We start from the raw sequence: 20,233 nt of genomic DNA, 5'->3' as shown, positions 1-20,233 counted from the left end.
CATGGCCGACGACCCGCTGGGCGTTCCGCCGGTGGGCGCCATGGGGCCGCGCATGCGCTGGCCCAGCTGGGCCTGTTCTGCCTGCCGGCACTGGTGCTGACCGTGCCGATCAACCTGCTGCCGTATGGCCTGCTGCTGCTGCTCAGCACGCTGCTGGCGCCGGAGCTGCTGTGGCGCGCGCGCGGCATGGCCGGTCAGCCGGTGAAAGTGCTGGCCTGGCTGATGCTGGCGGTGCTGGCGCTCGGCGTACTGTCGGTGGTGTTGTTCGAGCAGGGCCTGCGTGACGTCGACAACCGCTCGCGATTCGTGGTGATCCCGTGGATCGCGCTCTGGGTCTGCGCGCTGCGTCCCAACCTGCGGTGGCTCTGGTACGGATCATTGACCGGCCTGCTCGCCACCTTCGCGATGTCGCTGTGGCAGGTGCTGGGTGGCGCCCCGCGCGCAGAGTTGTTCACCAACGCCATCGTGCTGGCCGACATCGTGATGGTGTTGATGGTGCTGCTGGTGTTCTGTCGCCCGTCGCGGCGCTGGTCGCTGGTGATCCTCGGCACGGCCGCCGGCTGCGGCACCATCGTGCTGACCGGCAGCCGCGGCGTGTTCGCCGCCCTGCTGGCGCTTCTGGTGGTGCTGGCACTGAGCCTGCGCTGGCGCACCGGTGCGGCGCGCCTGTCGGTGCTGGCCGGCATGCTGGCGATCGGCGCGACCCTGTTGCTGTCGGTGCCGGAGCTGCGTCACCAGGTGCGCCTGAGCGAGCTGCACAGCGACGTGCAGCGGATGGAGCAGGGCGACAGTGATTCTTCCGCCGGTGCCCGCGTGGAACGCCTGCAGGTGGCCTGGGAGACCTTCCTCGACCATCCGCTGGTGGGGGTGGGCATCGGTCATTTCGACAGCGCGATGCTGCGCGTGCCGGTCTGCCGTGAGAATCCGGAAGAGTTGCGTTGCCACCTGGGGCATGCACACAACGATGTTGCCGAATGGGCAGCGACCCAGGGCGTACCGGGCCTGCTGCTGTTGCTGGCGGTGTATGGCATCCCGCTAGGGTTGTTCGTGCGGCTTCATCGCCGCAGCGGACGGACGACCTTCCGGGGGCCGGCCGCAGCCGGCATCATGCTGGTGATCACCTATGCGCTGTGCGGCCTGACCCAGTCGATGTTCGCGCACCAGATGACGGCCAGTTTCTATGTGACCCTGGTCGGCCTGCTGACCGGCCTGTCGATCGTCGAAGGCGCGCGCCACCGGGCAGTCACCGGGGCGTGACGCATCGGCGCGCCGGGCAGGGCCCGGCGATCAGGGGTTCGGCGGGTCGGCCACGGCCTGGCCGTTGCCCAGCATCCACAGCATGATGGTCTTCTGGCGCACGTAGTTGGCGCGCACATAAGCGTAGACCAGGCCATGCCAGCCGTCGCGGAAGCCGCCACGGAACACGAAGCCGCGCCAGAACCGCCAGGCCGGTGCCAGCACCAGCTTGCCCAGCGTGGCCCGCTTGCCGCGCGCGAACTCGTGCTCGGCCATCATCCGCGCGTACTTCTCGGTCTTGGCCAGCTGCTGCTGCAAGGAGCGGTAGGGGTAGTGGACCAGGTCGCCGCGCAGGGTACCGACACTGCCATCGACGCTGGCGGCCTCGTGGATCTCGCGCTTGCCGCGCCAGCCGCCACGGCGGCGGTCGAACAGGCGCATCACCCGGTCCGGGTAGGCATTGCCATGGCGCAGGAACTTGCCGAAGTACTCCGACAGGCGTGCGAAGCGATAGCCGGCATGGCCAGCGAAGCCACCGTCGCGGGCCTGTTCGATGGCCTCACGCAGTTCCGGGCTGATCCGCTCATCGGCGTCCAGGCACAGCACCCAGTCGTGGCCGGCCTGCTCGACGCAGTACGCCTTCTGGCTGCGGAAGCCGTCGAACGGGCGCTGCAGCACGCGGGCGCCTGCGGCCTCGGCGATGGCCACGGTGGCATCGGTGGAGTAGGAGTCCACGACGACGATCTCATCGCAGAAGGCCAGCGAGGCCAGGCAGTCGCCGATGCGGCCGGCCTCGTTGAACGCGATAATGCAGGCCGAGATGCGAGGCCGTTCGATGGGAGCGGTCGTGGAGGACATGATGGCCGGGTACCTGTTGTTTGCGACGGAGCGCTATGCGCTGCCTATTCTCGCCCCGTTGGCGCAGGCCTTGCACGCCTCCGGGCAGGAGGTGGCAGCCTGGTTCGAGGGCGGCGCGGTCGGCAGCCAGCTGCCGGGAGTGCCCAACATCGGCCTCAAGCAGGCGCTGGCAATGCGGCCGCGGGCGGTGTTCAGCGCCGCCAACTGGGTGCCGACCTTCCTTTCGGGAGCCAAGGTGCAGCTGTTCCATGGCTTCAACGTGGAGAAGCGGGACAGTGCGCGCGGCCACTTCCGGGTGCGCGGCATGTTCGACCTGTACTGCACGCAGGGGCCGGCCACCACCGGGCCGTTCCGCGAGATCGCGGCCCTGCAGGGCCACTTCGCGGTGGCCGAGACCGGCTGGCCGAAGCTGGATCCGCTGTTCCGCGACGATGGTGGCGAGAGCGCCGCGCTGCGCGCCGCCGCTGGAGGACGCCCGGTGATCCTGTTCGGTTCGACCTTCACCGAACGCCTGAGCGCAGCCCCGCACCTGCATGCGCAGATTGCTGCCGACATCGCCGAGGGCAAGCGCTACTGGCTGCTGACCCTGCACCCGAAGTGCCCACCGGAATTGTTCGAACGCTACCGCGCGCTGGCCGGTGCCAATGCGCGCTTCGTCGAGCCGGAGCAGGTGATGGCTGCACAGCGCGCCGCCGATGTGCTGGTGTCCGATACGTCCTCGATCGTTTCGGAGTTCATCGTCCAGCACAAGCCGGTGGTGACCTTCCGCAACCGGGTGCCCAAGCCGCACATGATCGACTTCGACGACCCGGTGCAGCTGCCGGCGATGCTGCAGCGCGCGCTGCATCCCGACGCCGCGCTGCAGGCGGAGATCGTGCGCTACGCCGATGCCATCCATCCGTACCGCGATGGCCTGTCCAGCGAGCGCGTGATTGCGGCTACCGAGGATTTCCTGTCCGGCGAGATGGGCGTGCTGCGGCGCAAGCCGTTCGGGAGCTGGGTGCGCGACCTGCAGATCCGCAAGGACCTGGGTATTGGGGCCGTCGCAGCGGTAAGCCGAGCGTGGGCTCGGCTCTACAGTAGATCCACGCCATGCGTGGATGCGCGACCCCAGGCCGCGGTAGTGCCGGCCAGCGGCCGGCACTCCCTACCAGCGCAGCTTGCGCCGCGCCAGCGCGGCCGCCAGTTGATCCATCACCTGTTGCGCCTGCGCCTGCGGCAGGTAGTGCAGGATCAATGCCACATCGCCATGCGCGCCGGCGGTATCCAGCTGCAGGCTGCTGGTGCCCAGCAGCTTGTCCAGTGGCGAGCGCAGCAGGCGCAGGCCCTGCACCTTGTCCAGCTCGGCCCAGCGCCACCAGCGCTTCCACCAGCCGCCGCGCACGGCGACGTAGTGGTCATCCAGATACCAGCCCATGCGCGCCATCTGCCGGTGGGCCACCAGCAGCGCCAGCGGCAGCCAGGCCAGCACGATCAGGCCCCATGATCCCCAGCGCCAGTACGCGGCGGCGGCCAGCAGGGGAACCAGCAGCAGCGCGCCCAGGCACAGCCGCCACCAGCCACGCTGCGGAATGGACTGCCACTGCGCCGGTGGCCACTGCAGTTGTGGCAGCAGGTGCTGCACCAACTGCTCGCAGCGCATTGCCGCGGCCAGCGGTGCCAGCTCGCGCAGGGCGCGGTCCTGGTCCCGCGAAGGGCCGCCGGCGGCGCTGTCGATGCGCAGCTGGCGCAGGCCGAACCAGCGATGCAGGGTGGTTTCGTGCAGCGTCCAGGCCTGGATGCGGCGACGCGCGACACTGCTGCGGGTTCGGCTGACCAGGCCAGCCGAGACGGTCAGCCGGCGATCCTGCTCGCTGAGAGTGAAGCCGTGATAGCGCAGCAGGGTCAGCACCACCGACAACGCCCGCAGCGCCAGCCAGCCCAGCAGCAGGGCTGCGGCCAGCAGCAGGAAGGCGCCGGCCACGCCGGGATGCAGGTGGCTTGCGTAGCCGAAGGCCTCCCTGCCACCACGCTGGATGGCCGCGTCCATCACCGGCCGCGGCACGGTCTGGAACAGCACGCCGAAGGCGGCGATCGCCAGTGCCCATCCGCGGTTGGAGAGCAGGCCCATGCGCACCACGTCCCAGCTCGACAGGCGCAGCAGCACCTGTTCGGTGTCGGTCCCGGTGATCGAGGGCGTGGCGACGACGTCGGCGGGCTGCGGTGCCTGCCCACGCTGGCGCACCAGCCGTTCCAGCGCCAGCGCCTGGTCCAGCCTCAGTACCCGCATCTCGGCTTCCGGCCGCACGCCGCCGGCTGATTCCAGGCGCAGCTCGGCCACACCGAACAGCCGGTGCAGCGGGTTCTGCCGCACTTCCACGTTGTGGATGCGGGCGAACGGGATCTCGCGGCGGTTGCGCGCCAGCAGCCCGCTGCGCACGGTGATGGCATCGCTGCCGATGCGGTAGCGGTAGCTGAGGTACTGCAGCACCGAGACCAGCACCAGTGCCGCGATCGCCGACAGTGGAATCAACTGCGCCCACATCGGGTCGCGCTCGCCACGCTGGCCGAACACCAGCAGCGCGACCAGCGGCAGGAAGTAGTGGCGCAGCTGCATCAGCAGTACGAACAGCCACGACCACGGGTGCAGGCGATGGTCCTCGCCACCGGCAGGCAGCGATGCGGGCAGGGGCGGCGGCAGGCTCACAGGGCGTCGGCGTCCTGGTCGAGCTGGTGCGAGAGGGTGTCGCGCAGGCGCTCGGCGTCGGCTTCATCCAGGCCGTTGACGGTGACCGCGCTCATGCGGGTACCGGCAGTGTGCACGATCAGCGTGGCCAGGCCGGCGCGGCGCTCCAACGGGCCCCGGCGCAGGTCCAGGTGTTGTACGCGCGATATGGGAATGCGGGTTTCCAGCTGCCACATCAGGTCGCGGCGCAGGCCCAGGCCCTGGTCATCCAGGCGCCAGCGGGTGCGGGTCAGTCGCCGGCGGCCGAGCCAGGCGCCGAAGAGGATGCCGATCAGCAGCCCCAGGGCGGCAGTCCACAGGCCGCCGGGCAGATCGAAGAACCAGGCAGCTGCGGCCAGTGGCAGACCCGGCACGAACAGTCCGCCGAAGGCGCCTTCCAGTGCGGCCAGGCGGGCGGCACGTTGCGGTAGCGATTGCCAGGCTTCGGTGGTCGGGGCGATGGGGGCGACGTCGGTCACGCGGGCTCCGTCAGGTGGCAGGGCGAGCGGCGGCGGTGGCCGCACCGCGCAGACGGTAGCAGGTCGGCTGTGTTACTGGGCAGCCTGGATCAGCGCATCGACATCCAGCAGGTGGCCAGCACGATCGGCCTTGGTGCGCAGGTAGTGTTCGTTTTCGGCGGTGATCTCGCCGGTGACCGGAATGCAGTCCAGCACCTCGATGCCGGCATTGCGCAGGCGCTGTGCCTTGGTCGGGTTGTTGCTGAGCAGAGCCACGCGCGAAATGCCCAGGCCATGCAGCATCGCCACCGCACTGCCGTAGCGGCGTTCGTCGGCACCGAAGCCCAGCTGTGCATCGGCGTCGATGGTGTCCAGGCCGTCGTGCTGGTAGCCGTAGGCGCGCATCTTGGCGGCGATGCCGGTGCCGCGGCCTTCCTGGTCCAGGTACAGCAGCACGCCGCCGCCCAGTTCCTTCAGCTTGCGCAGCCCGCGCCGCAGCTGGTCGCCGCAGTCGCACTTGAGCGAGCCGAACAGGTCGCCGGTCAGGCACGAGGAGTGCACGCGTACCGGTACCACCGACGACAGGTCCGGTTCGCCGACGATGATCGCGACCTGGTCGCGCTGGGCCACGCCGCCGCGGAACACCGCGAAGGTGGTCATGCCGACGTCGCGCAGCGGTACCGGCGAACGCGCCACCAGTTCGTAGTCGTGGGCCGCATGTGCTGCGCCTTCGGCCAGGTCGCACAGGGCCACCTCGGCGGCACCGTCGAAAGTGTGGTCATCCACGTCCAGGCGCACCGCGACCATCGCCGGCAGCAGCAGGCCCAGGCGGGCCAGCTCGACCGCGCCGGCATCGAAGGCGTCGCCGGCTGCCCAGCCGTCGGGCATCGGGCCGGGCTCGCGCAGGTAACCCAGCGAGGGCAGGGTATCGAAGGCAATGCCAGCCAGCGGCAGGCGCGCGCCTTCCGGTGCTTCCACGCCGAGCACGCGGGCGCGGGTCGCGGTCAGGAACAGGTAGTGGCGCTCGCGCGCGGCACCGGCGAACGTGGCAAAGCTGCTGGCAGTGGCGCTGTCCAGTGCAATCACCGCCAGGCGCTGGCCCTGGCCATCGTGGAGCAGTACCGGGCGACCGGCACGCAGTTCGGCCACCGCGCGTTCGCAGCGGATCGCGGCGGGATCGCCGAACAGGGAAGAGGCAGCAGGCATGGCAGGACCGGGGGAGGCGGACATCGCAGTCTCTATGGGGGCGCCGGCGTCGTATTCAACGTGGTGCGGCCGCCGGTCGCAGGGGCCGGACGGGCCCGCGTGGTGCGACCGTCAGTGCGGATGCTCTTCGGTCGCGTACGGGTCTTCCTCGCCGCTGCCCGGTGGCCGCAGCGTATAGCGCTTGTAGGTCCATTGGTACTGCGTCGGGTCGCGGCGGGCGATGCGCTCGATGCCGGCGTTGAGCGCGGTGGCCGCCACCTGCGGGTCCGGGTCGGCCACGGCCGGGTCGGTCGGCTCGATGTGCAGGGCGAATTCCATGTCCGGCCCAACGCGCTCGCACCAGCCATACAGCACGGTGGCGCCGGTACGCTCGGCCAGCCGGTTGACCAGGGTCATGGTCAGTGCCTGCACGCCGAAGAACGGCACGAACACGCCGTCGCCGGCCTTGGGTTGCTGGTCGGGCAGGATGCCGGTGGCACCACCGTCCTTGAGCACCTTGAACAGCTGGCGCACGGCGGGACCCTCGGCGCGCACCTGCTGCACGTTCTGGCCGCCCCGCACCAGCTGCAGGAAGGCGTCGCTGGCCTCGTCCTCCGGTGGCTTGTAGACGATGGCGATGTGCCCGCGCGAGGCCAGCCACTGGTTCAGCAGCTCCCAGTTGCCGAAGTGGGGTGCGGCCACGATCACGCCCTTGCCGCTGGCCAGGGCCGCGTCGTACAGGGATTCGCCGTGGCGCTGCTTCAGGTGCAGGCGCAGGTTGTCGGCCGGCCTCTGGCTCCAGAGCCGCAGCGTCTCGATGGCCTGCAGGGCGGTGGAGCGCAGCAGCTCGCGGTGCAGGCGGTCGCGCGCCGGACCGTCCAGTTCCGGGTAGGCCAGTTCCAGGTTGCGCCGGGTGACGCGGCTCTCGCGAGCGTTGAGACGGACCCACGTCCACGCCAGGGCATGCGCGAACGCCCGCAACACTGGCCAGGGCAGGCGGGCGAACAGGGTGGTGGCGCGGTAGACCAGCCGGGCTTTGCGTTGCGGATTCATCGGCGCCAGTTTAGCCAAGGGCGCTGCTATCGTGGCCGGCCCTGTTCATTGGAAGCCCACGATGCTCGTCCTGATCCAGCGCGTCAGCCAGGCCGCCGTCCATGTCGACCAGGAAGTGGTGGGGCAGATCGGCCCCGGCCTGCTGGCCCTGGTCGGCATGGAACCGGGCGATACCGAGGCCCAGCTGCGACGGATGGCCGAGCGCCTGCTGGGCTACCGGGTGTTCGCCGACGAGGCCGGGAAGATGAACCGGTCGCTGCGCGACACCGGCGGCGGCCTGCTGCTGGTCAGCCAGTTCACCCTGGCCGCCGATACCCGTTCGGGCATGCGCCCCAGCTTCACGACGGCCGCACCGCCGGACGAGGCTGAACGCGGGTTCAATCGATTTGTCGAGATCTGTCGTGAAAATCACGCGCCGGGGGTGGAAACGGGCCGATTTGGCGCCCATATGGTCGTCAGCCTGGTCAATGACGGTCCCGTGACCTTCCTTCTCAGGCCCTGAGCCTGCGGGACCACCGCCCGGCAGGCGGGGCCCCGGGCTGGTATAATGCTACGTTCCCTATTTCTCCCTAGCCGGTGGCGCGAGCACTACATGGCCAACGAACGTCCTGCCCAATCCGAAATCAAGCAACTGATCAGCAAGGGCCTGGAACAGGGCTACCTGACCTACGCCGAAGTCAATGACCATCTGCCGGACGACATGGTCGACCCGGAACAGATCGAAGACATCATCGGCATGATCAACGGCATGGGCATCGATGTCCATGAAGTTGCGCCGGATGTGGAAACCCTGCTTCTCAACGATGGCAACACCGGCAACCGCGAAGTCGATGACACCGCGGCTGAAGAAGCTGCCGCCGCGCTGAGCGCGCTCGACACCGAAGGTGGCCGTACCACCGACCCGGTGCGCATGTACATGCGCGAAATGGGCACCGTCGAGCTGCTGACCCGCGAAGGCGAAATCGCCATCGCCAAGCGCATCGAGGAAGGCCTTTCGCAGGTCCAGGCGGCCCTGGGCCAGTTCCCGGTTTCGGTCGAGTCGCTGCTGAACGACTACGAAGCCCACAAGGAAGGCAAGAAGCGCCTGGCCGAAGTGATCGTCGGCTTCAACGACCTGGTCGACGAAGAGCCGGCACCGCCGGCGGTCGTTGCCGATGACAGCGCCGATGCGGACGCCGAAGGCGACGAGGACGAGGACGACGATGTCGACGGTGGCGATGAAGAAGCCGCACCGACCGGTCCGGATCCGGAGGAAGTCGCCGCGCGCATGCAGGCACTGAGCGATGCCTTCAACGCTTTCAAGAAGGCCGCAACCAAGGGCGACAAGAAGAACCTGCCGCGCCTGCGCGAAGAGATGTCGGCGGTGTTCGTCACCCTGAAGCTGCCGCTGCCGCTGACCGACGTGCTGACCAAGCAGCTGCGCGACACCATGGCCGACATCAAGTCGCATGAGCGCCGTGTGCTGAACCTGGCCACCGTCACCGCGCGCATGCCGCGCAAGGACTTCATCCGTTCCTGGGAAGGCAACCAGACCAACCTGGAGTGGGTGGAAGACGCACTGAAGCGCAAGCAGAAGTGGTCGTCGGCCCTGCGCGAAGTGAAGGACCAGATCATCGCCGAACAGCAGGCGACGATCGACATCGAGAAGCTGACCCAGCTGGACCTGGAAGAGCTGAAGGAAATCAGCCGTGCCATGGCCTACGGCGAAGCCAAGGCGCGCAAGGCCAAGAAGGAAATGGTCGAGGCCAACCTGCGCCTGGTGATCTCGATTGCCAAGAAGTACACCAACCGTGGCCTGCAGTTCCTCGACCTGATCCAGGAAGGCAACATCGGCCTGATGAAGGCCGTGGACAAGTTCGAGTACCGCCGCGGCTACAAGTTCTCGACCTACGCCACCTGGTGGATCCGCCAGGCGATCACCCGCTCGATCGCCGACCAGGCGCGCACCATCCGTATCCCGGTGCACATGATCGAGACGATCAACAAGTTGAACCGCATTTCCCGCCAGATGCTCCAGCAGTACGGCCGCGAGGCTACGCCGGAGGAGCTGGCCAAGGAAATGGACATGCCGGAAGACAAGATCCGCAAGGTGATGAAGATCGCCAAGGAGCCGATCTCGATGGAAACCCCGATCGGCGACGACGAGGATTCCCATCTGGGCGACTTCATCGAGGACACCAACGTGGAGTCCCCGATCGAGAACACCACCAACATCAACTTGTCCGAAACCGTTCGCGACGTGCTGGCCGGCCTCACCCCGAGGGAAGCCAAGGTGCTGCGCATGCGCTTCGGCATCGACATGAACACCGACCACACGCTGGAAGAGGTCGGCAAGCAGTTCGACGTGACCCGCGAGCGCATCCGCCAGATCGAAGCGAAGGCCCTGCGCAAGCTGCGTCACCCGAGCCGTTCGGAGCAGCTGCGCAGCTTCCTGGATATCGATTGATAGCCAGCGGCTGTTGAAGCGTTGAGAGAAACCCCGCCTGGTGCGGGGTTTTTCTTTGGTCGTCCCGGCCATGCCGGTCGGATCCTGACGATGTCACGTCTGCCATTTGATTACTTCCTGCGGTAGCCGCACGCTGACCGTGCAGATGCTCAACACATCGCGTAGGCAGGCCGGTCTCAATCGGCGCTGATGCAAGCGCGCAGCAGGTCACGTACATCACATACGGCCCGCTGCACTGATTCGTCATGCATTTGGAGTGAGGCCATGAATGATGTGGAGCACGATCTGTCTGATTCCCGGCAGACTGATTTTCCGTCGCTGCTTGATTGGGATGAGGTGATGCAGGATGAGCGTGAGGATCGGCTGGGGTTTGCCCGCCGCACGACGTATGCGTTGCTGACGCTGTCTGGTGCGGAACTGGTCGAGGGCTTTGACGGCGGCAACCATAAGGCACTGGAAGAGGCCAGAAGGACGGTGGCGCTGTTCCAGGCACACCTGCGGCGGCAGGCGTGGTTCGTGGAAGCGGCGGAGAAACGGTTGGGGCGTGTTGCTGAGGCTCTTGCTGCTGCCGGGTAGCCGATCGAGCGTGGCCTCCACTACACTGTGGCGCTGCGCAGGGCCTATAGCTCAACGGTTAGAGCAGGGGACTCATAATCCCTTGGTTCCAGGTTCGAATCCTGGTGGGCCCACCACATTGACGTCCAGCGAAGTCCGGAGACGTCCGCAAAGCCCTTCAGCTGCTTGATTTAAGCCCTGATAGGCGTCCATAACCGTCCAGCGACATCCACTTGCATCCACAAAAAAAGTGAGTCAGGCTGTGTGTCAGCGGGCTAGATGCCCCTAGACGACTCACAGGCGCTCGACTCACATGCTGACCGACACCAAGTTGCGCTCGCTCAAGCCGAAGGCCAGCTCCTTCCGTGTGGCTGATGCCAACGGCTTGTGCATCGAAGTGCGCCCATCGGGAGCCAAGGTCTGGCGTTACCGCTATCGCTACCTGGGAAAGGCCAGCATCGTCACACTTGATGAGTACCCCTCAATGTCGCTGCAAGCTGCTCGCGTCGAGCGCGACCGTCTGCGCTCATTGCTGCGCGGCGGGGCTAATCCCGCTCAAGTGGCCAGGGTCGAAAAGGCAGTCCAAGGAGAACGGGCCGCGAACACCTTCGGAGCCATCGGCTTGGAATTGCTCGCCAAGCGAACGAAGGAGGGCCTTTCCCCTGGATCGGTCGTGCGCGAGCGTCGGCTGATCGAGAAGGATCTGGCTGGGCTGGCTGATCTGCCTATTGGGGACATCACTGCTCCCGTGCTACTGGCTGCGCTGCGGAAGTTGGAACATCGCGGTGTCGTAGAAACCGCACATCGTGCCCGGGCGCACGCTGGACGAGTATTCCGCTATGCCATCGCTACGGGTCGCGCAGACCGAAATCCCGCTCAGGACCTCACAGGAGCGCTTGAGCAGCCTCAGACCAAGCACTTTGCCAGCGTGACTGATCCTGCTGTTATAGGAGGCCTCCTGCGCGCGCTGTGGGGCTACCAGGGGGCACTGGTCACACAGGCCGCGCTAAAGCTCGCTCCGATGGTATTTGTCCGTCCCGGGGAGCTGAGGCAGGCGAAGTGGGCTGACATCGACCTCGATGCTGCAGAGTGGCGCTACGTCACCAGCAAGACCAAGACTCCGCACATCGTTCCGCTCTCAAGCCAAGCCGTGGAAGTGCTGAGGGACCTGTATCCCTACACCAAACGCAGCGAGTTCGTGTTTCCGGGTGTCCGTAGTGCCCAAAAACCTATGAGCGAGAACACGCTGAACGCGGCGCTGCGAAACCTTGGCTTCGACTCAGACACGATGGTTGGCCATGGCTTCCGAGCGATGGCAAGAACCGTGCTGGACGAAGTGCTTGGCTATCGCCCGGACTACATCGAGCATCAGCTGGCGCATGCCGTAAAGGATCCGCTTGGGCGGGCCTACAACCGGGCAACCCACCTGCCGGAACGCCGGAAGATGATGCAGGCCTGGTCTGACTATCTCGACCAGCTGCGCGTTACAGAACCGAACGTGCTGGCCTTCAAAGCCAAGCGCGCCTAATCACCGGAGATAGGCCTTTGAGGAGGGCCGAACAAAGAAGCACAGCCGCATAAACAAAGCGGCCGAGAAAGGGGCGGGAACCCCTAGCTCGGCCTACCACAACCGACTATTGGAGAGTCGATCATGGATTGCAGCATTGTACTTGTTGCGCCTGAACGGGCGCGCTCGGCCAAAAAATGGCCATCAAACACCATCGTGGCAACTCGCCCAATCACGCTCGTCCGAGTCCACCGGTGGCTCGCCCTCAACGACGACGCGAACACATACAAGCTTTGCACGGCGCTATTTGTCGCCGCCTTGGCATTGGCCACTGCTTCCCCTACGTCAGTCGCTACATGCCTGGAGGTGATCTATGGCTGCTTCTGAGGTGACCATTGAGGCCACGTATGGCGGGATTCCAGTGCAGGACAACGCGCCCACGTACAAGATCTGCGCCGGCATCGACACATTGCACGCACTTGGTGACGCCAGCCTTTACGTCAGTTTTGTGCGTTCCTTCTTCAGAACTTGCATGGAGAACGAATCGGTTCCCTCGTTCGATGATCTTGCCGTTCTAGATCATCTCCTGGAGCAATCCCAAGCACTCCGCCGTGCATCGAGGGCCGACTAATGGACGCGACAGCGATGGAAGGGCGTCTCACTGAGCTGCGCCACGCGCTCAACGATGCAGTACAGGCTATATGGGATATCCAAGGTGTAACCGATCTGCTCCTCAACTCCGGCGAGATGGGAGAGTCAGCGATCCCTCCTGCGGTTCGGGCTGTGGTCAATTTGGTCAACGAGAGAGCCGCCTCTGCTGCCGAGAAGATCGAGGAGGTTCTGTGAGCCGGGCAATCAGCCAAGCTATGGCAAGCTGTAACGGAGGGGAGCTTGCGAGTCCGTCGAAGGCCATGAAGGCGGCCCCTGTGGTTGACTGCTCGGCCGGCGAGCGCACGGGAGCAAGTGTCGCCTACGTGTCGGTCAAGGATGATCTGAACGCTCCAGCCTTGGAGGCTGGCGACGTCCTGTTGGTCGATCTCGGTGTTACCCGATGGGGATATGACGGTGTTTACGTCGTAGATATCAACGGAGAGGCTGTTGTTCGCTTTGTACAGGACCGAGGCGGTGGAGGACTTTACGTGTACTGCCTGTCGCTCATGGATCAAGGGCAAGTGCTGCCGCGCGAGTCGGTGTCCATTCTGGCTGCAGTCAAAGCCGTTACGAAGATCAGGAGGGTCGCGTGAATAGATTGAGCACGCCTCGACATAGGCGCCCAGTCCGCTTCAACCGGACCCGTGCGAACCCCCTCCAGCGCCTCCCCTTCTATCGCCAGAGCCATGCAAAGGTGGGTGATTATTGGCGGATGCCGGAAGTCCATGGTCATCTGATGGGCAGGGAGCTGGGGAGGGTCTGCTGTATCGCCTTCCTTCAGGCGCTTAAGGCTGCTGCAGCAGACCCACGCACTAGCAAGAGCGCCCACCTGGCCGATATTGTCTGCTCGGCAGTTGAGGCCTACGGTGGGAGTCTGGACAGCGCTCAGCGAGGCGTTGTCGATGGATTCTTTGGGTCTGGATCACCGCTGAGGGAGGTTCTGATGCGAGGCCTTGAATCCAAGAGGGGGGCTGACTACACCATGGAGCAATTGGAGGATGCTCTCAGCGACTTGGCATCGGTCACCGTTGAGGAGTACGCCGGTAGACGCATGGTTCCAGCGCAATGTCTGATCCCTGATAGGTCCGACCATCCTGTTTTCGAATTGTCATCCCTGGACGCAAGGCCTCAGTAAGAGGCAGTTTCAATTGAGGAGGAACTACGTGGCCAGCACCAAATCCGCTAGCCGAATTCCCACTTGGTTCGATCTGAATGCTTACGACGATTTGACGGGCTTCGCTACTGAGAACTGGTTGAATCTCATAGTTGAACTCTCCATCGTGAGTGACGTCAGCGAGATCCTGCACTCTGTTGTAGAGGATGACGCTGAGCATCGAGTGGAGCTCGAAAAGATGTTCAGCACACTTCAGAAGAGCCTGGGTAGGCAGGGGCACGAGTGGTGGAAGGAAAAGTATGCCTCCAACCCAGAGATCTACGCCTTTGGGAGCGTTGCATCGATCACCAATTGGACGGTCGCGCAAATGGCAGCGCGTCTAGAAAAACTGGAGGGTTCCCAGGAATTGGTTGGTAGCTCTCGACGCGTCATCGAATGTGAGCTAAGTGCGGATTACGAAGCGTGGCTGGAAGCTAAGGAACAGGTCCGGACCTATGAGGAATTCGGTCGTATACCGTTCTTTGTCGCGCTCCGTGACTCCCCTGAGTTCGCTAAGTCAGCACTGCCTTTGACCAACAATAGGGCTGTCGCGATTGATCTAAGCGTTCCAGATGCAACCATTCGGCAGGACTTTGATAAGTGGCTGGCGGCGATGAGGCAGCTAGACAGTCATCGTGCGGCCAAGCGCCCGTTCTCTCGAGCGGACTATTCCCGCTGGATACAGAGTGGCTACGTGCCACTGCTTGTACTGGATCACTGGCGTCGACTCACGGGGACAAGATCACTTACGGGGACATGTGCGACGCGGCGTTTCCAGCCGGGCGTAGAGTCGAGGTTGATGACATCCGAAAGACTCTGCTGCCGAACGCTCGAGCCTGGGCTTCCAAGGAAAATATAGAGGCTTTGGCAGTTCAGGCTGCGAATGAGGATGCGGCGCAGATGCAGGAGAATTCAGGGGGGGAGAAATCTTCCGGAAAGTAGAAGTGTCGCAATACGGACGGAACAAAATGAGGGCCTCATTTGGCCCTTCTAGTGCAGATGCTGTGTGCTTAGTTTTACATCCGCCCGGACACATCCGGGCGGGTGCGGACGCCGGTTCGTACCCATCTAACAGGTACGGACAATGGTCATTTCCACGAACGCTCTCGACCCCCTGCTCCACCGAATCCCCGACGCCTGCCGCCGGCTCAGCGTCAGTCGGACGACCCTCTACGAGTTGATCAAAGCGGGCGAGATCCGCTCGGTCAAAATTGGAACTCGATCCCTGATCCCTGAGGTCGATCTCCAGCGAGTGCTGTCCTCCAGACTGGAGGCCGTGCGATGAGCGGATTCGACTTCTCCGATCTGAGCCCAGATCAGCGACGTCTGCTGGACCTCGGTGGCTGGACCGCAGATCACCCCCATGCCGAGACCAAGCCGGGCCGTAAGGATGCCTGGGGCTTGATCGAGCGTGGGCTCCTTCTCGCTGTCAGCGTTCGGAGGCGTGACAGCTACGGCTCTTACTCCCTCACTGAATACCGGGTGCCGGACACGGCCCGCCGGGCTTGGGCTCAGCATAAGGAGACCTCGGTATGACCTCCGATGCTATCCGGCTTGGGCGCGTCGCCGCTCAGGGCCGAACTCTAATGCGCATGCCCGAGGTGATCGCCGCTTGCGGCATGTCCCGCTCTCTCATCTACAAGATGGCGAAGGAAGGCCGGTTTCCCCGACCGATCCGAGTGGCTGCCCGCTTGTCTGCCTGGGACTCGGAGGCGGTGCGGTGCTGGATCGACTCCCGCTGCGAAGAGGGGAGGGCTGCCTAATGGCAACTGGAATCGTCCACGTCGAGTTCCACGGTGCCGAACTCATCGGCCGTCTCCACCAAGGACAACCCTTTGTCGCCATGCGGCCCATCGTGGAAGGCATGGGGCTGGATTGGTCCAAGCAGCTCGAGAAGCTGAAATCTCACCCCGTGTTGGCCCGGCAACTGTCTACCTTAAGGGGGATGGTTGCCGGTGATGGCAAAGGTCGCCAGATGCAGGCATTGCCCCTGTCTAGGCTCCCGTTCTGGCTGGCCACAGTGAACCCTAACAAGGTGAAGGCTGCCATCAGGGAGCGAGTGATTCTGTTCCAGGAGCAGGCGGCCGACGTTCTCGCGGCGGCATTCCTCTCGAATGGCACTAGGCAGGATGCGGCAATGGCAAAGCGCGTTGCAGGCACCGTGATGTGCCGGATCCTGCACGACACGCTGGTCGGGCTGGGCCGGGACCCGAAGGGTTACGACTACGCCACCGAGCATCGACTCGTGAATCACTGCATCACTGGGGTCTTTGGCGGTATCTGCGAGGACTCGCTTTCTACAGACCAGCTCAAGCTGCAGCAAGAGCTCAGGATGCAGAACGCGGTGTGGATCGGGCAGGGGATGGCATACCGTGAGCGCAAGCCTCTCCTTGAGCAGCATGCAGTCACTTGGTGCCGCACTCAGGAAATCGGTTGGGAGGCCCCCAATGCTTCCTAGCGCGACTGACAGGCTACAGCACTGCGCCAGCGGCCTCCTTGTCTCGCCGAGTACTGGGGAGCTATGGAGCGCCTGCGGACGGGCAGTAGGCCGGAGAAGCCGTGACGGGTACATCAGGGTCATTCAACGCCGAGCAGGTGGATCCTGCACAACCTGGTACGCCCATAGGCTCGTGTGGGAGGCCGTCCACGGTCCTGTAGCCAACGGGATGGAGGTGGACCATCTCGATGGTGATTCGTCGAACAACAGGCTGGACAACCTGCAATTGGTGACTGGTTCGGAGAATCGCCGACTTCAACGTGCACGGAACATAGCCAAGTTCGGCAGCCCCTCCTCCCAGTGCAAGCTCAGCGTTGCAGAGGTTGAAGCCGTCCTGCGCACGGTAGGAATCGTTCCAACCAAGGTTTGGGCACGCCGCTACGGCGTAAATAGCTCAACCATCAGGTGTATTCGCAAGAAGAAGACCTGGCATCACGTCGATGCAGGGACGACCTGTAGAGCCAAACGTCCCAAACGCGGCTGACGCCGTGTTCCTAGCCCTTGGGGGCACATGCACAGTACAAGCCAGGACCGCGCCCAGCGGTCTCCAGAGGGTGGCGCCAGCCATGGCCAGGCGCCACCTAAGAAAAACACTGAAAGGCGACGGCAGAAGCTCGTAGGGCGGTCGAAGGGCGCGCCATTCCTGATGCTCGAGCACAGGATTTCCGACTCGCCGGAGTTTGGTCAACTGTCCGGTAATGCCGTCAAGCTGTTGCTGGAGCTGGCCCGCCAATACCGACCAGGCAAGAACGGCGATTTGAGCATCCCGTGGTCGATGCTTTCGACCCGTGGCTGGAGGAGTAAGGCGACGGTGCACGGCGCCAAGCTGGAACTTCTTGCCGCAGGTTGGATCATCGAAACGCGCAAAGGTGGCAAGAACATGTGCAGCCTGTACGCGCTGACCTATTACGCCGTCGATGAGTCCGAAAAGCACCTTGAGCCACCGACCGTAACTCCACTGAACCTGTGGAGGAATCGAAATGGGTAGTCGCTATGTAGGCCAACTAGGTCGCGATGCAGGCCAATCCCGCTATGAGTTGGCCCGCATAGAGACCTACGAGGTCGCAATGCAGGCCAGTCAGGCGGTTATCCACACCCCTTCGAGGTCGCTATGTGTACACCCTTCTAGATATATACCAAGCGGAGCGTGCTCTTCCTGCTTCAAAGCATTGGCTTTAGGGCTTCAAGCCACGGCGGTCGTTTCGGGACTCCTCCATGGAGAAGCGCGAACCGGTTCGCCAGGCGGAGTAGTCCGTCTGCCGGACGGGTCGCGCTGGGAGGCCGCCCATGGCATCTCGAGACCATGAGCGGTACTTGGAGATGGTGCTGCTGGAGAACGAGGCAGTCGACTTGGTTGTGAGGAGCATCGCCGGCGCGTTTGGCTTCGGGGCGCCAACACGGCCCGCAATCCGGCATGCGACGAGGCGGAGCTCCAGCGAGGAGTGCTGCCCGGATGACGGTGCGTACCTGCCAATCCATCGCGTGCACTCGATTGAGCAGGCCGCATCCAAGTACCTACCAACGCAGGTGGCGGCTCGTAAGCAAGCGCTGGATAGGTTCAGCTCGAAGGATCGCCAAGCAGTGCTGGATTTTGACCAGATGGCGGTGATGCGCGCGCCGGCCGCGGCTGATCGTACTCGCCAGCTACGGAGCTGGAAGACACAGGGATCGCTTACGGCCGCGCCTGTCAGGGGGCCGGGCAGGCTGGTGCTGCATGCTCTGACTGACGCGCAACTGGACGGTCCACTTGCTGCCTGGCTGATGCTGTATGCCATCGGTGACGAGAGACGCTGGCCGTTGGTCTGTATGTACATGACCGCTTGCGGCCATCCGGAGTGGGCTGCGTTGGAGGCGGCGCGGAGATTGCTGGTGAGTCGGCCTCAGCGGTCCTATCGGGAGTCGGCGAAAGACCAGGCCCTCCAAGAACAACGGTTTCGTACCGAGGTCCAGTCGGCTGAGAGGCGCCTGCTTGAATGGCTGAGTCGCGCCAGCCGGAGAGTCGCCGCTGCCATGGGGAGCGCTTGCGAGTGAGGCACAGAAGCGCCGCAGCGTTGTCTTGAGGGCCTACGACAGACTGGATCGCGATAGGGAGTTCAACCGACGCAATATTGCGTCCGTTACCTACATCGACGCTAAGGGCGAGGTGAGGCGAGCAATCCAAATGACCAAGGTCGAATTCATTCGTGAATGGACGGCTTTAGACCTAGGTGGACGCGGGAGTCACAAGCACCCAAATCCCGACCTATCTAGTAGGACCCCATGTTCCCCCAAGGGCGGGTCCAGGCGGCAGCCCCCGAGAGCTGCCGCCTTCTTTTTTTGCCGATGAAGGCGCGCCAGGCGCTCCTTCCAACTCGCAGCCAGGCGACTACCGACGGAGTACCCGAATCCAATGGCCACCTTCTATGATTCTTTCGCTCAAGGCATGCAGAACGGTCTTGAGCGCCAAAAGGCAGTCACGCAGCGCAACATGCTGGCAGAGTTGCAGCAGCTGGCACCCAAGGTCATCGCGGGAGATTTGCCCGCTACCGATCGGGCGTTTGCCCTTGATCCGAAGACCGCGCAGTCCTATCAGGCCGAAGGAGATCGACAGCAAAACAAGCTCGTTGGCTTGGCGAAGTCGCTCACCAAGTTCGCTGGCAATCCGCAGATGCAAGCTGGTATCTACCGCAGCGCCGTTCCGTACTTGAAGCGAAATTTTGGCGCTGAGATCCCTGACGACTTCGACGCGGCCACGGTCATGCCGATTGTCGATCAGGTACTGGCTGTCGCTGCTGGTCAACCAACAGCCCAGGGCGAGCAGTTCACCCTTTCGCCGGGATCCAAGCGATTCGATGCAACGGGCAAGGTGTTGGCTGAAGTGCCGTTTGCGCCGGCCAACGCCAACATGGTCGATATGCCTGATGGAATGGGCGGGAGCGTGAAGATGATTTGGGACCCTCGCGAGCGAAAGCTGAGCGATCTCCCTGGCTCGGGGCAACAGCCGGTGATGTCGCCCACTGGAGTAGGCCCAGCGGGCAACCGCTACAGTCTCGGGTCGGATTTGAATCCGGACGAGCTCGCCGCTGCACAGGCGGATATCGCCGCTGGCGGAACGTTGGACAACGTAACTCTGCCTGACAGGCAAGTGGCCACCGCCGGAAGGATGGGGTACACCCCGCCCAAGCAGCGTGAGGCGCCTCAAGGGTACGTCTATCAGGGGAATGCGTTGGCGCCCATCCCCGGAGGTCCGGCCGACAACTCATCCCCGCAGGCCATTGCTACGGGCGAGCAGAGCCTCCGCAAAGAGGTGACCCAGAACCTCAAGGAGGATCAGGGCGTCCTGTCAATGTATCGAAACGTCCAGGCGGCTGCCGGCCAGCCAAGTGCAGCAGGCGACCTGAGCCTGATCTTCGCGTTCATGAAGATGCTGGATCCAGGCTCAGTAGTCCGCGAGCAGGAATTTGCCAACGCGCAGAACGCTGCAGGCGTCCCAGATCAGGTGCGCAATGCCTACAACAAGGCCATCAGTGGCCAGCGGTTGAATCCCACGCAGCGCCAGGACTTCCTCAACCAAGCCGCTCAGCTCGCGACCAACGCAGAACGGCGGATCACCGGGACAGCCCGGAAGTACCAAGACATCGCACGCCAATACGGATACGACCCGGTGCGTGGCACAGGCATGGCCGACTTTTCTGGGGTCACAAGCAGCGTCAGTGGTGGCCCCGAGTCATCCGCTGGCCCTGCTCGTCCTCAGACGGATGCTGACTTCAAGGCTCTTCCCAGCGGCTCTCTCTACATCGACCCGGACGATGGTCGAACCTACCGAAAGAGGTAAGCAATGGCCCGTTTCGATGGAATCCCGGTTGATGAGCCGGCTAACAGCAAGCCACGATTCTCTGGGGAGCTTGTGGAGCCTGCGAGCTCCACTCCGGCCCCGACGTCGACCGCCCA

Annotated in this window: 22 protein-coding genes, 1 tRNA gene and 1 pseudogene; 19 read left to right on the top strand and 5 right to left on the bottom strand. The window is 64.1% G+C overall.

The genetic code is table 11. The features are described 5' to 3' along the window. The first annotated feature begins 57 nt into the window (after nt 1-57). Entirely contained in the window at nt 58-1,257 is a 1,200-nt protein-coding gene (locus DL544_RS18560; RefSeq protein ID WP_479692451.1) for an O-antigen ligase family protein, read from the top strand. A gap of 30 nt (nt 1,258-1,287) precedes the next feature. Here the strand turns inward: DL544_RS18560 and DL544_RS18555 are convergent, their stop codons facing one another. Continuing rightward, on the bottom strand, nt 1,288-2,094 hold the full coding sequence (locus DL544_RS18555; RefSeq protein WP_061478126.1) for a glycosyltransferase family 2 protein: 807 nt from the start codon (nt 2,092-2,094) through the stop codon (nt 1,288-1,290). On the opposite strand from DL544_RS18555, the pseudogene DL544_RS18550 reads away from it, so the two are divergent. Next, a pseudogene (locus DL544_RS18550) lies at nt 2,093-3,149 on the top strand (CDP-glycerol glycerophosphotransferase family protein). The gene DL544_RS18555 and the pseudogene DL544_RS18550 overlap by 2 nt on opposite strands. A gap of 92 nt (nt 3,150-3,241) precedes the next feature. Here DL544_RS18550 and DL544_RS18545 read toward each other — a convergent pair. From DL544_RS18545 to DL544_RS18530, 4 genes are all read right to left on the bottom strand, one after another. After that, nucleotides 3,242-4,780: a PH domain-containing protein gene (locus tag DL544_RS18545; protein ID WP_139727783.1), complete on the bottom strand. Its 1,539-nt coding sequence runs from the start codon at nt 4,778-4,780 to the stop codon at nt 3,242-3,244. After that, the gene (locus DL544_RS18540) at nt 4,777-5,277 is read right to left on the bottom strand and encodes a PH domain-containing protein (RefSeq protein ID WP_005419594.1); all 501 of its coding nucleotides are present in this window, start codon (nt 5,275-5,277) and stop codon (nt 4,777-4,779) included. The genes DL544_RS18545 and DL544_RS18540 overlap by 4 nt, the downstream gene beginning before the upstream one ends. Before the next feature lie 72 nt (nt 5,278-5,349). Beyond that, nucleotides 5,350-6,486 carry a GTP cyclohydrolase II RibA gene (ribA, locus tag DL544_RS18535; protein WP_053496995.1) on the bottom strand — a complete coding sequence of 379 codons (1,137 nt, stop codon included), beginning with the start codon at nt 6,484-6,486 and terminating at the stop codon, nt 5,350-5,352. An 87-nt stretch (nt 6,487-6,573) separates the two neighbouring features. Beyond that, entirely contained in the window at nt 6,574-7,494 is a 921-nt protein-coding gene (locus tag DL544_RS18530; protein ID WP_095378158.1) for a lauroyl acyltransferase, read from the bottom strand. 61 nt (nt 7,495-7,555) lie between these two features. Here DL544_RS18530 and dtd point away from each other — a divergent pair, with 61 nt between their 5' ends. From dtd to DL544_RS22120, 17 genes are all read left to right on the top strand, one after another. Beyond that, nucleotides 7,556-7,996: a D-aminoacyl-tRNA deacylase gene (gene dtd, locus DL544_RS18525; protein ID WP_005419588.1), complete on the top strand. Its 441-nt coding sequence runs from the start codon at nt 7,556-7,558 to the stop codon at nt 7,994-7,996. Between the two features lie 90 nt (nt 7,997-8,086). After that, the gene (gene rpoD, locus DL544_RS18520) at nt 8,087-9,940 is read left to right on the top strand and encodes an RNA polymerase sigma factor RpoD (RefSeq protein WP_005419586.1); all 1,854 of its coding nucleotides are present in this window, start codon (nt 8,087-8,089) and stop codon (nt 9,938-9,940) included. A gap of 264 nt (nt 9,941-10,204) precedes the next feature. Further along, on the top strand, nt 10,205-10,516 hold the full coding sequence (locus DL544_RS18515) for a hypothetical protein (RefSeq protein ID WP_139727781.1): 312 nt from the start codon (nt 10,205-10,207) through the stop codon (nt 10,514-10,516). Between the two features lie 40 nt (nt 10,517-10,556). Continuing rightward, nucleotides 10,557-10,632 (top strand) — tRNA-Ile (locus DL544_RS18510). Between the two features lie 176 nt (nt 10,633-10,808). Further along, on the top strand, nt 10,809-12,023 hold the full coding sequence (locus DL544_RS18505; RefSeq protein WP_139727779.1) for a tyrosine-type recombinase/integrase: 1,215 nt from the start codon (nt 10,809-10,811) through the stop codon (nt 12,021-12,023). Between the two features lie 352 nt (nt 12,024-12,375). Beyond that, nucleotides 12,376-12,633: a hypothetical protein gene (locus DL544_RS18500; RefSeq protein ID WP_139727777.1), complete on the top strand. Its 258-nt coding sequence runs from the start codon at nt 12,376-12,378 to the stop codon at nt 12,631-12,633. Between the two features lie 14 nt (nt 12,634-12,647). Then, entirely contained in the window at nt 12,648-12,848 is a 201-nt protein-coding gene (locus tag DL544_RS18495) for a hypothetical protein (RefSeq protein ID WP_139727774.1), read from the top strand. Nucleotides 12,849-12,913: 65 nt separating this feature from the next. Beyond that, the gene (locus DL544_RS18490; protein WP_139727772.1) at nt 12,914-13,246 is read left to right on the top strand and encodes a S24 family peptidase; all 333 of its coding nucleotides are present in this window, start codon (nt 12,914-12,916) and stop codon (nt 13,244-13,246) included. A gap of 570 nt (nt 13,247-13,816) precedes the next feature. Beyond that, entirely contained in the window at nt 13,817-14,665 is an 849-nt protein-coding gene (locus DL544_RS18485; RefSeq protein WP_139727770.1) for a DUF6387 family protein, read from the top strand. 225 nt (nt 14,666-14,890) lie between these two features. Next, nucleotides 14,891-15,091, top strand: a complete 201-nt coding sequence (locus DL544_RS22605) for a helix-turn-helix transcriptional regulator (protein WP_019338908.1) — start codon at nt 14,891-14,893, stop codon at nt 15,089-15,091. Next, complete coding sequence (locus tag DL544_RS21355) at nt 15,088-15,342, top strand: hypothetical protein (protein WP_019338907.1); 255 nt, start codon at nt 15,088-15,090, stop codon at nt 15,340-15,342. Before DL544_RS22605 ends, DL544_RS21355 begins: the two co-directional genes overlap by 4 nt. Beyond that, nucleotides 15,339-15,569: a helix-turn-helix transcriptional regulator gene (locus DL544_RS22600; RefSeq protein ID WP_139727768.1), complete on the top strand. Its 231-nt coding sequence runs from the start codon at nt 15,339-15,341 to the stop codon at nt 15,567-15,569. Before DL544_RS21355 ends, DL544_RS22600 begins: the two co-directional genes overlap by 4 nt. Beyond that, a complete protein-coding gene (locus DL544_RS18470; protein ID WP_139727766.1) occupies nt 15,569-16,264 on the top strand; it encodes a phage antirepressor N-terminal domain-containing protein in 696 nt (231 codons plus the stop codon). The genes DL544_RS22600 and DL544_RS18470 overlap by 1 nt, the downstream gene beginning before the upstream one ends. Continuing rightward, nucleotides 16,206-16,787 carry an HNH endonuclease signature motif containing protein gene (locus DL544_RS22595; protein WP_479692424.1) on the top strand — a complete coding sequence of 194 codons (582 nt, stop codon included), beginning with the start codon at nt 16,206-16,208 and terminating at the stop codon, nt 16,785-16,787. Before DL544_RS18470 ends, DL544_RS22595 begins: the two co-directional genes overlap by 59 nt. A gap of 162 nt (nt 16,788-16,949) precedes the next feature. Then, nucleotides 16,950-17,291 (top strand): hypothetical protein, encoded by a 342-nt coding sequence (locus DL544_RS18460; protein ID WP_065428276.1) that lies wholly within the window; start codon nt 16,950-16,952, stop codon nt 17,289-17,291. A 326-nt stretch (nt 17,292-17,617) separates the two neighbouring features. Beyond that, entirely contained in the window at nt 17,618-18,334 is a 717-nt protein-coding gene (locus DL544_RS21345; RefSeq protein ID WP_176556934.1) for a hypothetical protein, read from the top strand. Between the two features lie 358 nt (nt 18,335-18,692). Then, the gene (locus DL544_RS22120; protein ID WP_255312998.1) at nt 18,693-20,117 is read left to right on the top strand and encodes a hypothetical protein; all 1,425 of its coding nucleotides are present in this window, start codon (nt 18,693-18,695) and stop codon (nt 20,115-20,117) included. The last annotated feature ends 116 nt before the right edge of the window (nt 20,118-20,233 follow it).

It is taken from the genome of Stenotrophomonas sp. pho, assembly GCF_006228405.1.
In the GTDB taxonomy this organism is placed as follows: Bacteria; Pseudomonadota; Gammaproteobacteria; order Xanthomonadales; family Xanthomonadaceae; genus Stenotrophomonas; species Stenotrophomonas sepilia.
Note: the sequence above shows the minus strand (reverse complement) of the source record. Positions and strands in the feature narration are given on the sequence as shown.

Coding starts and splice junctions, on each gene's coding strand:
- DL544_RS22605 (WP_019338908.1), top strand. CDS start 14,891: ATGGTCATTTCCACGAACGCTCTCGACCCCCTGCTCCACCGAATCCCC.
- DL544_RS18470 (WP_139727766.1), top strand. CDS start 15,569: ATGGCAACTGGAATCGTCCACGTCGAGTTCCACGGTGCCGAACTCATC.
- DL544_RS21355 (WP_019338907.1), top strand. CDS start 15,088: ATGAGCGGATTCGACTTCTCCGATCTGAGCCCAGATCAGCGACGTCTG.
- DL544_RS18515 (WP_139727781.1), top strand. CDS start 10,205: ATGAATGATGTGGAGCACGATCTGTCTGATTCCCGGCAGACTGATTTT.
- DL544_RS18555 (WP_061478126.1), bottom strand. CDS start 2,094: ATGTCCTCCACGACCGCTCCCATCGAACGGCCTCGCATCTCGGCCTGC.
- dtd (WP_005419588.1), top strand. CDS start 7,556: ATGCTCGTCCTGATCCAGCGCGTCAGCCAGGCCGCCGTCCATGTCGAC.
- ribA (WP_053496995.1), bottom strand. CDS start 6,486: ATGTCCGCCTCCCCCGGTCCTGCCATGCCTGCTGCCTCTTCCCTGTTC.
- DL544_RS22595 (WP_479692424.1), top strand. CDS start 16,206: ATGCAGTCACTTGGTGCCGCACTCAGGAAATCGGTTGGGAGGCCCCCA.
- DL544_RS18530 (WP_095378158.1), bottom strand. CDS start 7,494: ATGAATCCGCAACGCAAAGCCCGGCTGGTCTACCGCGCCACCACCCTG.
- DL544_RS18495 (WP_139727774.1), top strand. CDS start 12,648: ATGGAAGGGCGTCTCACTGAGCTGCGCCACGCGCTCAACGATGCAGTA.
- DL544_RS22120 (WP_255312998.1), top strand. CDS start 18,693: ATGGCCACCTTCTATGATTCTTTCGCTCAAGGCATGCAGAACGGTCTT.
- rpoD (WP_005419586.1), top strand. CDS start 8,087: ATGGCCAACGAACGTCCTGCCCAATCCGAAATCAAGCAACTGATCAGC.
- DL544_RS18505 (WP_139727779.1), top strand. CDS start 10,809: ATGCTGACCGACACCAAGTTGCGCTCGCTCAAGCCGAAGGCCAGCTCC.
- DL544_RS18460 (WP_065428276.1), top strand. CDS start 16,950: ATGCTCGAGCACAGGATTTCCGACTCGCCGGAGTTTGGTCAACTGTCC.
- DL544_RS18490 (WP_139727772.1), top strand. CDS start 12,914: ATGAAGGCGGCCCCTGTGGTTGACTGCTCGGCCGGCGAGCGCACGGGA.
- DL544_RS18500 (WP_139727777.1), top strand. CDS start 12,376: ATGGCTGCTTCTGAGGTGACCATTGAGGCCACGTATGGCGGGATTCCA.
- DL544_RS22600 (WP_139727768.1), top strand. CDS start 15,339: ATGACCTCCGATGCTATCCGGCTTGGGCGCGTCGCCGCTCAGGGCCGA.